Raw genomic sequence first — 12,212 nt, 5'->3', positions numbered from 1 at the left:
GCGCCCCGCACGGCCGGGCATGCGTGGGCGACACCCACCTCGGGCGGGTGGGTACCTACGTTTCGCCGTCCGCCGTGAGTCCGATCTCTGTCGCCCGCTGAACGGCCCGGCGGCGGGTGGGCGCGTCGAGCTTCTCCAGGACGGCGCGCACGTGGTTGTCGACCGTACGGACCGACAGGACGAGGCGCTCGGCGATCTCCGCGTTGGTCAGCCCCTCCATCAGGAGCCGCAGCACCTGGAGTTGACGGTCGGTCAGCCCCGCCGGGTTGCCGCGCGCCGCCGCGTACGGGCCGCGCGGGACACGGCGTACGCCGAGACCGCGGAGCTCGGCGCGGACCAGGCGGGCGAGCGGCGCCGCGCCCAGCGAGTCCAGCGTGGCGAGCGCGCTCAGCTTGACGGCCGGGTCGGGACTCTGGGCCAGCGCGGCCGCCTCCTCGTACGGGCAGCCGGCCGTGTGCCACAGCTCGGCGGCCTTGTCCCACTGGCCCGCGGCCTGGAGGGCGTACGGGTGACTCGCCCCGTCGGCGGGTGCGGGCCTGCCCGCCCGCGCAAGCCAGTAGCCGAGCTCGTAGCGCTGCGGCGCCGCGAGCCGGCGGGCCCGCTCGTGCACGCGCTCGGCGGCGTCGAGCACGCCCGCCCGGTCGCCGCTCAGCCACGCGGCCTCCGCGCGGGCGGCCGCGACCGGGCCGAGGCGCTGGAGCTCATCGGTGCCGACCGCGATCCGCCAGGCCTGGTCGAGGAGTTCACCGCCCCCGGGCTCGCCGCGCCGCACCCGGACGCGGGCGAGGACCGTGAGGGCGGGGCAGCGGGCGGGCGGGAACACGTCCGCGCCGAGCCGTGCGTACCGCTCGGCCTCCGCCCAGTCGCCCGCCGCGAACTTCCTTAGCGCCAGCTCGACATGAAGGTAGGTCAGGAAACCGAGGTGCTCGGCGCGGTCGGCGAGGTCGATGGCGGGGGAGAGGTGCTTGTCCGCCTCGGTGAAGCGGAGGTCGTCCAGGAGCGACCAGACGATATTGGCGTAGGCGCGGCACGCGTGCTCCACCTCACCCGCGTCGAGCGCCACCGCCAGGCTCTCCTCCAACTGCCGCTGCCCCAGCGGGTCTCCGTCCCGCCAGCGTGCCGAGCCGACGTTGTTGAGCGCGTGCGCGAGAATCGCCGGGTCGCCCGCCCTGCGGGCCAGCGCGATGGCCCGCTCGCCGTACTCGACGGCCTGGGCGTACGCGTCCGACAGCATCCGCAGCTGCGCCGTATTGCTGAGGGCGAGCGCCAACAGCCGATCGTCACCGGCCCGTTCGAGCACCGCGAGGGCCTCGCGCGCCGCCGTCTCCGCCGCCGTCGCGTCGCCCGCCCACCAGTGGATCCGCGACAGCCAGCGCAGATCCGCGCCGAGCGCCCGCGGCTCGCCGAGGCCACGACGCAGCTCCACGGCGTCCCGCTGCGCGGCGACGGCGGCGTCCGAGTCGCCGATGGTGTAGCTCTCCACCGCGTACTGCTCCAGCAGATCGGCCAGCTCGGCGGGTGCGTAGCGGTCGCGGCGACGCAGGACGAGACGCAGATGCGCTGCGGCCTCCCGGTGCGCGCCCGCCCGCGCCGCGTCCCGCGCGGCCCGGGGCCCGTACCGCGCCACCGCGTCGAGGTCGCCGGCGGCCGCCGCGTGGTGCACGATCCGGGAGCGGTCGGCGTCCGGCGCGGCCACCAGCGCGGCGAGCACCGCCCGGTCGAGCGCGATACGGCGCGCGGCGGGCAGCGAGTCGGCGACGGCGCGGCGGATGATCTCGTGCCGGAACGCCACCCGGTCCGGCGCCACCACGAGCAGCCCGCCCTGCTCGGCCGCCGCGAGCGCCCCGCAGCCGCCCGGCAGCAGCGCGTCCACGAGCGACTGCTCCACGGCCGAGGGCACCACGGCCAGCTGCTCCAGCGAGTCCCGCGCGACGTCGTCGAGGCGGCGCAGCCGGGCATGCACCGCGTCCACGACCGTCGGCGGCACCACGCCGGTGCCGCCCGCCGCCACGACCTCGGCGACGAAGAACGGATTGCCCGACGTCACCGCGTACACCTGCGCCGCGTCGAGCCCGGCCGCCGCGCACAGGCTGCCCACGGCCCGGCGCGACAGCGGAGCGAGGGGCAGGCGGTGCACGCGGGCCGCCCCCGACACCTGTCCGAGCAACTGGCGCAGGGGATGGCCGCGCCCCAGCTCGTCGTCCCGGTACGTGAGCACGAGCACCGCGGGCAGCCGCTCGATGCGGCGCACCAGATACCGCAGCGCGTCCAGCGAGGCCTCGTCCGCCCAGTGCACATCCTCCACGACGAGCACCGCGGGATGCGGGGCGCCGGCCAGCTCGGCGTGCAGCGCCTCGTAGATCCGGTGCCGGTCGCCGGCGTCGCGCACGGCGCGGGCCAGGTCGGCGCCCACGCTGCCGACGAGATCGCGCAGCGGGCCGAGCGGGCGGCCGGTCGCCAGGTCGTCGCAGTGTCCGACGAGGAGGCGGGCGGTCGGTGGCAGCACGGAGGGCAGGGCGCGGACCAGGGAGGACTTGCCGATTCCGGCCTCGCCGAGGACGAGCGTGATCGAGCCGGCCCCGCGCGCGGCACTCCGTGCGGCGTCGGCCAGTCGCCCCAGTTCGAGATCCCGCTCGAGGATCCCCCCGTCCATACGTGGATTTTCTCACCGGGTGGCCTCCGCCGGGGGCGGGGAGCGGGGCGGATACGTACATCGCCGCATGGTGGGTGGGCGGTTGTACGGGGGTGCGGTCGCGGGGCGCTGCCCCGGGCCCCGCTGCTCAATCGCCGCAGGGGCTTGATGTGCCCACCCGCGCGTCGGAACCATGTAAGGCTCATGTATATTCTTTCTATATGCATCTATCTCCGGAGTCCGTCGGCGCCACCGAGGCCCAGCGCATCGAGGGCGCGGCCCGAGGGCTCCTGCGGGGGATCGCCCAGCTCGGTCAGTCCCTGTTCAGGGAAGGCGAGTTCGGGCTCACGCGGAGCCAGGTCGCTCTGCTCGACGCGCTGGAGGACGGGCCGTGCCGGGTGACCGGGCTCGCCGCCCGTACCGGTATGGCGCAGCCGCGGGTCACCGTGCTCCTCCAGAAGCTGGGGGAGGCCGGGCTCGTCGAGCGGCGGCGCTGCGAGGACGACCGGCGCGCCGTCGAGACCTCGCTCACACCCGCGGGCCGCGCCTTGCTCGAAACGGGACGGCAGCGGATGGCCGCCGCCCTGCTCGGCGCGCTCGAGGGCGGCGCCGTGGACGACCCGGAGCGCGCGGTGTCCACCGCGCGGGATGCGCTTGCCACCCTGTTGAACGCCATCGAATCGGAGGCCAGTTGACCACCCCGGGCACCTTGCCGGACCAGCACGCCGCCGCGAACGACGCTCCTCCCGGAGTCGACCTCGCACCCCACCGCGTGGCCGGGCCCCGCAGATGGTGGGACTGGGTCCTCGCGGCCGACCCCGGACTCGGTCAGCTGCAGACCGGCTGGCGCACCCTCGTCGCGATGGTGACCGCGCTCACCGTCGGCTACGCGATGGCCGAGGCGCTCGGCATCCCCGACATGATCGGCATGATGGTCGCCGGGATGATGGGCCTGATGAGCGCCTTCGCGGTCGCCGAGAACACGTGGGACCGCCTCGCCCGCGCCATCCTGTGGATGCCGTTCCCGTACACCGCCGCGCTGTGGGTGTGCGCCACCATGAACGGCGAGCGAGTGCCGCAGATGGTGCTCATGATCGCGGCTCTTGCCGTGACCTTCCTGCTCGCCAGGTTCGGGGCCATTCCGCTGGTCACCGGCATGATGCTGTTCAACGGCATGATGGTCGGCATGCTCGCGGGCATCCCCGTGGCGCTCGTCGGCAAGGCGTTCGCGGTCGCCCTGGTGTCCGCCGCCGCCGTCCTCGTGACACGGCTGCTGCTGTGCTACCCGATGCCCCGCGAGGACCTGCTGCGCACCCAGCGCGCGTTCGTCGTCGAGGCGCGGCGCGTCGCCGACGCCGCCGTGGACGCCGTCGACCCCGACGCCGACCAGGAGCGGGCCGTGCGCCGCATGGACCGCTCGCTGCGCCGCCTGAACATCACCACCGTGACGATCGACGGTCGCCTCGCCCAGCCCGAGGTCGCCGCCGACCCGGACGCCGCCGAGCTGCTGCACCGGCACCTCTTCGACGCCGAGCTGGCGCTGCGCGGCATCGGCCAGGCCGTCCAGGAGCTGACCCGGCTGCCCGTTCCCGAGCAGCTGCGCGAGGCACTCGCCGTGGGCCTCGTGCTCGCCCGCGACACCCCGATACGCGAGGCCGAGGGCCTCCAGCCGGCCGCCGCCCACATCCAGGAGCGGGCCGAGGCGGTCCTGTCCGACCCGTCAGCCTCCGCCGACGACGTGGAGGCCGCCGTCCTCGCGCGCCGCGTGGGCCACCTCCTCGACTCCCTCGCCCGCGCCCTGCACAACTGGCTCGCCCTCGGCGCGAGCGCCGTCGCGGGCAAGGCCGACGTGCCGTTCAAGCCGACCGTGACCCTGGAGAACAACCGGCTGCCCGGCTCCGCGGGCCCCACCCGCCGCGTGCTCGCGGGCACCACGGAGTCCGGCTGGCGCCGCGTCATCCCGTTCATCCGTGTCCCCGCGCACGCCGCCGTGGCCGCCGCGATCGTCGTCCCGATCTCGGACGCCATCGACCCCGGCCGCTTCTACTGGGGCCTGGTCGGCGTGATGATCACGCTGTTCGGCACCAACACCACCCATGAGCGCCTGCGGAAGTTCGGGCACCGCATGGTCGGCACCGTCGTCGGCGCCGTCCTCGGCATCCTCCTCGTCCACCTCATCGGCCAGGGCCACGTCTATTGGACGCTCACGGTCATCGTCGCCGGACTCACCTTCGGTGCCTGGGGCATGGCCCGCGCCTACGCCTGCTGGGTCGTCGGCCTCGTCGTCGCCCTGTGCCAGCTCTACGCGATGAGCACGCCCGAGAGCGGCATGGACCACCTCCTCGGCGAGCGGCTCCTGGACAACGGCATCGGCGTCCTCGTCGCCACCGCCTGCGCCGCGCTGATCTTCCCGCTGGCCCGCCGCACCGTCGTCCAGGAGGCCGAGCGCGGCTACGTCGACGTACTCGCCCAGGTCATCGCGCAGGTCGAGCAGCGCTGGACACAGCCCGACACCCCGGTGCGACTGCGCGGCGCCGCCCGCGCCGTGGACGCAGCGCTGCTCCAGGTGCAGGCCGTCGCCAAGCCGCTCGTGCGCATGCCGGTCGGTGTCAGCGGACCGGCGGCCGAGCACCGCGTCGCCCTGCTGACCTCCGCCACGGGCCACGCACGCGCCCTGGCCTCGGCCGCCGACATAGACGTGGACCTGCCGCCGCGGCTCGTCGAACGCGCCCGCCTCGTCACCGCCACGGTCACCGCGTCCCTCAAGGAACTCGACCGGTTCTTCGCGACGGGCGAGCCCGAGGGCACGTACCGCAGGGTGAGCCCGCTCCTGAGGGAGCTGCGCTCCGAACTGGCCCCGGCCGGCTCCGGGCAGCGCGCCCAGCGCCTGCACACCGCGCTGCGCGAACTCGACGCCCTGGACGAGACGTTGGCCGCCTACGCCGAGCAGGCGGGCCTGCCCGTCGCCACCGGGAACGGTGCCGCGCAGCGGCCCGCGTCGCCGATGCAGCGCCGCACCCGCGCCGTGATGGCGGCCTGGGGTGAACCGCGGCCGGAACCGCAGGCACAGGTGCAGACGCATACGCAGCCTCGGCCGGCCCCCGCGCCCAAGCCGAAGCTGACGCCGACGCCGCAGGCGCACGCTCCCGAGCAGCGCCGTGAACCGACGCCCGTGGGCCGCGCCCGCGTCACCGGCCGCGTGCAGTGCGCCGAGCACCCCGCGGGCTGCCCCGCCTGGATCACCGTGATCAGCGCCCGCGGCAAGCGGCTCGCCAAGGCCGCGGTGAACCAGGGGAGTTACACGGTTGAGGGGCTGCCCACGGGCACCCACACCCTGGTGATCTCCGCGTCGCAGCACACGCCGCGGGCCGAACTGATCAGCGTGGAGGACACGTTGGGCGTCGTACAGCACGACATCCGACTGTCGCACTGATGCCGCACTGACGGCTCGCTGCTGCATTCGAGGGAACCGGGGACGCGCGGGCGCGCGTGTCCCCGCTTCCCGCGCGGACGTCCGCTAGTCGTGGTCGTGTCCTGTCTGACAACGGTTGTGAGACTCGGGGTGGCCGGTCTGGGATCGGCTGCCAGGGTGGTGTCGGTCGTCCCGCCGTGTCGTGACTCTTGTCAACGGTGGCCCTCAGAAGGTGCCTTCGCATGGACTTGTCCGACGTGGTGGGAGCCGACGCCGCTCTGGCCCACCTCGGTGTCCTGATCAGGAGATTGCCCGCCGTTCACGGCGTGGCCCGTCACAGTCCTGGCCCGGAGTGACTCTCACCCAGACCGACGCCGGCCGTCAGCGGCCGAACCGTTGGTCCCCGGAGGGAAAGGCACCCGACCACCGTGACGATCGTCGCGCACAGCCACCCGTACGTCATCGGCGTAGACACCCACGCCCGCAACCATGTCCTGGTCGTCCTGGCCGCCCCGACCGGCGAACTGCTCGATACGGCCGAGTTTCCCACCAGCAGATCCGGCATGACCCGGGCGGTTGCCTGGGCCGCTCGCCGCACCGGCGGCGACCTCACCGCACTATGGGTCATGGAATGCATCGCGACCTACGGCGCTCAGTTCGCCCGCACCGTCGCCGACGCCGGCTACCAGGTCATCGAAGCACCTCGGATGGGGGTACATCGCGGCAAGGGCAAGTCCGACCCGATCGACGCACGGCGCATGGCCGAGGCCGCGCTCCCGCTCGAGGAGCACGAGCTGCGCCACCCTCGCGCCGACGAGGGAGAACGCGCCGCGTTACGCGTTCTGGTGACTGCCAGAGACCAGATGACTGACGAGCGGACCGCGCACGTCAACGCGCTGAACGCATTGGTCCGGGCCGTGGACCTCGGCATCGATGGGCGTCGGGCACTAAACGGTCGGCAAATTCTCGAAATCTCCCGCTGGCGCACCCGCGAAGAGCCTGTCGCAGCGATGGCTGCTCGGGCGGAAGCCATGCGCCTGGCCAAGCGCATCGTCGCCCTCGACGAGGAACTGAGCGCCAACGTGAAGTCGATGACAGCGTTGGTGCGGGCAACGCCGGCCGCGGGGCTGCTGGACAAACCCGGGATCGGGCCCGTCACCGCAGCTGTCGTGATGACGGCCTGGTCCCACCACGGGCGGGTGCGTTCCGAAGCCGCCTTCGCCTGCCTGGCCGGCGTGAACCCGATCCCTGCCTCCTCGGGGAACACCGTGCGCCACCGACTCAACCGCGGTGGAGACAGACGCCTGAACCGAGCCCTGCACATGGCCACAGTCAGCCGCATGATCCACGACTCCGACACCCGCGCATACGTCGAACGCCGGACCGCTGAAGGCCGCACCAGCAAGGAGATTCGGCGGAGCCTAAAGCGCTATCTCGCACGCCAGATCTACCGCCATCTCAACAGAGCCGACAGCCCACCCCCATCGACTTGCGCATCATAGGAGAGTCCAAGGAAGCGACTACCTGATGACGTCCCTGGAGAGCGCCGCGAGCGCCGAGGCACCGGATTCGGAGGCCGCCCACGCGCGGCAGCCCGGTGCCGTGGTGATCAAGTGGCTCACCACCACTGACCACAAGACGATCGGCTCGCTGTATCTGATCACGTCGTTCGCGTTCTTCTGCGTCGGTGGCATCATGGCGCTCTTCATGCGCGCCGAACTGGCCCGCCCCGGCATGCAGATCCTGTCGAACGAACAGTTCAACCAGGCCTTCACGATGCACGGCCTGATCATGCTCCTCATGTTCGCGACGCCGCTGTTCTCCGGCTTCGCGAACTGGATCATGCCGCTCCAGATCGGTGCCCCCGACGTCGCGTTCCCGCGGCTGAACATGTTCGCCTACTGGCTGTACCTGTTCGGCTCGCTCATCGCGGCCGGCGCACTGCTCACCCCACAGGGCGGCCCCGACTTCGGCTGGTTCATGTACGCGCCGCTGTCGGACGCGATCCACACCACCAGCATCGGCGCCGACATGGGCATCATGGGCCTGGCCTTCTCCGGCTTCGGCACGATCCTCGGCTCGGTCAACTTCATCACCACCATCATCTGCATGCGCATGCCCGGCATGACGATGTTCCGCATGCCGATCTTCACGTGGAACGTGCTGCTGACCGGTGTGCTGGTCCTGCTGGCCTTCCCGGTCCTCGCCGCCGCGCTGTTCGCCCTGGAGGCGGACCGCAAGTTCGGTGCCCATGTATTCGATGCCGCGAACGGCGGCGCGCTGCTGTGGCAGCACCTCTTCTGGTTCTTCGGACACCCGGAGGTGTACATCATCGCCCTGCCGTTCTTCGGCATCGTCTCCGAAGTGATCCCGGTCTTCTCCCGCAAGCCGATCTTCGGCTACTCGGGCCTGGTGGGCGCCACGATCGCGATCGCCGGTCTGTCCATCACGGTGTGGGCGCACCACATGTACGTCACCGGCGGTGTGTTGCTGCCGTTCTTCTCCTTCATGACGTTCCTCATCGCCGTGCCGACAGGCGTGAAGTTCTTCAACTGGATCGGAACGATGTGGAAGGGATCGTTGTCCTTCGAGACACCGATGCTGTGGTCGGTCGGCTTCCTCGTGACCTTCCTGTTCGGCGGCCTGACTGGCGTCATCCTGGCCGCGCCGCCGCTGGACTTCCATATCTCCGACTCGTACTTCGTGGTGGCGCACTTCCACTACGTGGTGTTCGGCACCGTCGTCTTCGCGATGTTCGCCGGGTTCCACTTCTGGTGGCCGAAGATGACCGGCAAGATGCTCGACGAGCGTCTCGGCAAGATCACCTTCTGGACGCTGTTCGTCGGCTTCCACGGCACGTTCTTGGTGCAACACTGGCTGGGCGTCGAGGGCATGCCGCGTCGTTACGCGGACTACCTGGCGGCCGACGGCTTCACCGCGCTGAACACGATCTCGTCGATCTCCGCGTTCCTGCTGGGCCTGTCGATGCTGCCGTTCCTCTACAACGTGTGGAAGACCGGCAAGTACGGCAAGAAGGTCGAGGTCGACGACCCGTGGGGTTACGGCCGTTCGCTGGAGTGGGCGACGTCCTGCCCGCCGCCGCGGCACAACTTCGTCACGCTGCCCCGCGTCCGCTCCGAGTCCCCGGCCTTCGACCTGCACCATCCCGGTGTCGCCGCCCTCGACCAGGCCGAGAACCGGCACGAGGACGCGTCCGCATGAGCAGCACCGAGCACGACGTGAGCGCGGGAATCCAGCAGATGGAGGGCTATCTGCTGTGGAACTCGAAGGTCACCGAGGCCCATACGCAGGCCGAGGCGTTCACCGACCGGCTCGAATGGCTCACCGGGGCGCAACGCGAGGAGGTGCACCGCGTCTTCGTCGAGGAGCGCCTCGTCTTCCACCGGGCGGCGCTCGGCCAGATCGTGGCGCGCGCCGCGGAGCTGCGCACCGAGTACGAGAAGCGCTACGAGCGCCTGAAGGCGCGCTGCGTCGGCATCTGTGGCGGCGTCCTCGTCGGCCTGATGGGCCTGGCGTCGCTGGTCGCCCTCAAGTGACGTACGGGGACGTGCTCAGGTGAAGTACGCGGTCGGCCGCGTGCCCAGCGCCCGGCGGAACATCGCCGTGAACGCGCTGGGCGTCGCGTAGCCGACCGCGCCGGAGACCGTCGTGACGGGCACGCCCCTGGCGAGCAGCGTCACCGCGTGGATGAGCCTGGCCTGCTGAACCCAGCGGGCCAGGCTCATTCCCGTAGCGGCGGCGAACCGACGCTGAAGACTGCGCGCGCTGAGATGCGCGTGGGCGGCCGCCTGCCCCGTCGTCCAGCGCTCGCCGGGCCGCTCCCGGATCGCCGCGCACAGGGCGTCGAGATGCGCGTCCTTCGGTGTCGGCAGGTGCAGCGCGGGCACCGGATGCGGGGCGAGCTCGTGCAGCAGCAGGTCCATCAGGACGCCGTCACGGCCCGCGCGGTCGTACTCCACCGGGATGCGGGTCGCCTCGTCGATCAGCTCCCGAAGGAGCGGGGAGACCGAGACGACGGTGGGTGCGTCGGGCAGGCGCACGGCCGTGTCGGTGGCGATGTACAGGGTGCGCATGGCCACGGCTCCCGCGCAGGTCATCGCGTGGGTGAGCCCGCCCGGGATCCAGGCGCCGCGGGTGGCGGGGACGACCCAGGTGCCGTGCCCGGTGGTGACGGTGATGGCGCCCGTGGTGCCGTAGATCAGCTGCGCGCGGCGGTGGTGGTGCGGCGGGATGTGATGCCCGTCGGCCAGGTCACGCGCCATCGCCGCCAGGGGCCGCGGCACGTCCTGGTAGTCGTCGCGGTCCTCGCTCTTTCCGTACATGGCGCACTCTCGACAGGTATTGGCTCGACCACGAAAGTGTGCCATCGTCCGGCGCCCTAACGTCGCGGTATGTGAACGCCGCACCTCCCAGAACCCGAGCCCTGACGGTCCTCCTCGCGGTCACCTGCGCCGTGACCGCCGCGAACGTCTACCTGTGCCAGCCGATCCTCGGCGCCGTCGCCGCATCCCTCGGCACGTCCCCCGACGCGCTCGGCGCGGTGCCGACCGCCACCCAGCTCGGCTACGCGCTGGGCATCCTCCTGGTCGTCCCGGCCGGTGACAGCCACGACCGGCGCCGCATCGTCCTTGCCCTCGGCTCGGCCTCCTCCGTCGCCCTCGCGGCCTGCGCCCTCGCCCCGTCGGTGGCCTTCCTCGCGGTGGCGAGCTTCGTCGTCGGGCTGTGCTCGCCGGTGCCGCAACTGATCACCCCGCTCGCCGTCGCCCTGGCCGACGCGGGCGAGGGCGAGGGCGGGCCGGGCCGCGGGCGCACCGTCGGCGCGGTGCAGGGTGGCCTGCTCGTCGGGGTGCTCGCCTCGCGCGCGTACGCGGGCGCCCTCGCCGAGATCGCCGGATGGCGCACCGTGTACGTCGCGTCCTGCCTGCTCACGCTTGCGCTCGTGGGCGTGCTCGCCCGCCGGCTGCCCAGGGCGCCGGGGCGGGCCCCCGCCTCGTACAGGACGGTGCTCGCCTCGCTGCCCGGCCTCGCCCGGCATCCGCTCGTGGCGCGGGTCGTGGTGTCCGGGGCGCTGGTGGGGATCGCCTTCGGCGCGTTCTGGACCGCGCTGACGTTCCTGGTCACGGAGACGTACGGGCTCGGGTCGACGGCCGCCGGGATGTTCGGCCTCGTCGCGGCGGTGAGCGCGCTCGCCTCTCCGTACGCGGGCCGCGGCGCGGAACGGCTCGGCAGGCGGCGGGCGATCGCCCTGCTGACCGCGCTCGTGCTGGTCGGCTGGCTGGTCATGCTGCCTGCCGGGGGCGGCTCGCTCGTGGCGCTCGTCGTGGGCGTCATCGTGCTCGACGTCGGCGTGTGGGGCGGTCAGGCGGTCTGCCAGACCGTCCTGTTCACCCTCGACCCGGCCGTGCACAGCCGCCTCAACACGGTGTACTTCACGCTGCGCTTCCTCGGGATCGCGCTGGGCTCGCTGGTCGGCACCGTGGCGTGGGGCGCGGGCGGCTGGCCGGGCGTCGTGGTCACGGGCATGGTCGCGGCGGCCGCCGGGCTCGTCGTCGGGGTACTGCCGCTGCCCGCGCGGGCGGAGGCGCGGGACGAGGTCAGCCCACCGAGAACGAGGGGCTGAAGCCGCGCTCATCGCCGTCGCGGCTCACGAGCTCGATCGCGTACCCGTCGCCGTCCGGCACGTTCGGCAGGACGGTGGACGCCTCGCTGCGGGGTGCCGCGGTGAGCCGCGACGCGAGCTGCACCACGCGGGCCGCGTCGCCCCGCACGAGCCACATGTCGAGCTTCTGGCCGGTGGGGTTGTTCCAGGTGACGAACATGCTGGCGCCCGAGGCGTGCACGGAGTTCGCGGCGGGCTCCGTGACGGTCAGGGCCCCGGCCTGGGCCGGCTCGGCCATGGGCGCGAAGGCCAGGAGTGGGGCGGCAGCGAGAGAGGAATCCGGTGCGGCGCATGCGACGACCTCGTTCCGTCGGATCGATGGGATGGATTGCGAACAAATACGGACACGAATCCGGACACAGGACCAGATTCGGATACGTAAGGCGAACACGATTGAACTCAGAGTTACGGAATCGGACAGAGGGTTCTCTTCCCTCAATCGCGGCTCGACTCAAGCATTCGGCCGCCACCCCCACCCCACGAGGGAC

At 72.2% G+C, this 12,212-nt stretch carries 9 protein-coding genes; 6 read left to right on the top strand and 3 right to left on the bottom strand.

Annotated elements, in window-relative coordinates; translation table 11 throughout:
- Positions 1-55 precede the first annotated feature (55 nt).
- Positions 56-2,653, bottom strand: a complete 2,598-nt coding sequence (locus ACP4E5_RS03035; protein WP_425825121.1) for an ATP-binding protein — start codon at positions 2,651-2,653, stop codon at positions 56-58.
- A 200-nt stretch (positions 2,654-2,853) separates the two neighbouring features.
- Between ACP4E5_RS03035 and ACP4E5_RS03030 the strand changes: the two genes are divergently transcribed.
- From ACP4E5_RS03030 to ACP4E5_RS03010, 5 genes are all read left to right on the top strand, one after another.
- A complete protein-coding gene (locus tag ACP4E5_RS03030) occupies positions 2,854-3,327 on the top strand; it encodes a MarR family winged helix-turn-helix transcriptional regulator (protein ID WP_425825120.1) in 474 nt (157 codons plus the stop codon).
- Positions 3,324-6,065 (top strand): FUSC family protein, encoded by a 2,742-nt coding sequence (locus ACP4E5_RS03025; protein WP_425825119.1) that lies wholly within the window; start codon positions 3,324-3,326, stop codon positions 6,063-6,065. The genes ACP4E5_RS03030 and ACP4E5_RS03025 overlap by 4 nt, the downstream gene beginning before the upstream one ends.
- A 407-nt stretch (positions 6,066-6,472) precedes the next feature.
- Entirely contained in the window at positions 6,473-7,546 is a 1,074-nt protein-coding gene (locus tag ACP4E5_RS03020; protein WP_425824813.1) for an IS110 family RNA-guided transposase, read from the top strand.
- Between the two features lie 25 nt (positions 7,547-7,571).
- A complete protein-coding gene (gene ctaD, locus ACP4E5_RS03015) occupies positions 7,572-9,266 on the top strand; it encodes an aa3-type cytochrome oxidase subunit I (RefSeq protein WP_425825118.1) in 1,695 nt (564 codons plus the stop codon).
- Positions 9,263-9,601 carry a hypothetical protein gene (locus ACP4E5_RS03010; protein ID WP_425825117.1) on the top strand — a complete coding sequence of 113 codons (339 nt, stop codon included), beginning with the start codon at positions 9,263-9,265 and terminating at the stop codon, positions 9,599-9,601. The genes ctaD and ACP4E5_RS03010 overlap by 4 nt, the downstream gene beginning before the upstream one ends.
- A gap of 15 nt (positions 9,602-9,616) precedes the next feature.
- Here ACP4E5_RS03010 and ACP4E5_RS03005 read toward each other — a convergent pair whose 3' ends face one another.
- The gene (locus ACP4E5_RS03005) at positions 9,617-10,387 is read right to left on the bottom strand and encodes an AraC family transcriptional regulator (protein WP_425825116.1); all 771 of its coding nucleotides are present in this window, start codon (positions 10,385-10,387) and stop codon (positions 9,617-9,619) included.
- A 71-nt stretch (positions 10,388-10,458) separates the two neighbouring features.
- Here ACP4E5_RS03005 and ACP4E5_RS03000 point away from each other — a divergent pair, with 71 nt between their 5' ends.
- Positions 10,459-11,685: an MFS transporter gene (locus tag ACP4E5_RS03000; RefSeq protein WP_425825115.1), complete on the top strand. Its 1,227-nt coding sequence runs from the start codon at positions 10,459-10,461 to the stop codon at positions 11,683-11,685.
- Here the strand turns inward: ACP4E5_RS03000 and ACP4E5_RS02995 are convergent.
- Positions 11,660-11,962 (bottom strand): Ser-Thr-rich GPI-anchored membrane family protein, encoded by a 303-nt coding sequence (locus tag ACP4E5_RS02995; protein WP_425825114.1) that lies wholly within the window; start codon positions 11,960-11,962, stop codon positions 11,660-11,662. The genes ACP4E5_RS03000 and ACP4E5_RS02995 overlap by 26 nt on opposite strands.
- Between the last annotated feature and the right edge of the window lie 250 nt (positions 11,963-12,212).

The sequence above is a fragment of the Streptomyces fractus genome, from assembly GCF_049844455.1.
Taxonomy (GTDB): Bacteria; Actinomycetota; Actinomycetes; order Streptomycetales; family Streptomycetaceae; genus Streptomyces; species Streptomyces fractus.
This window is presented reverse-complemented; position numbering and strand designations above follow the sequence as displayed.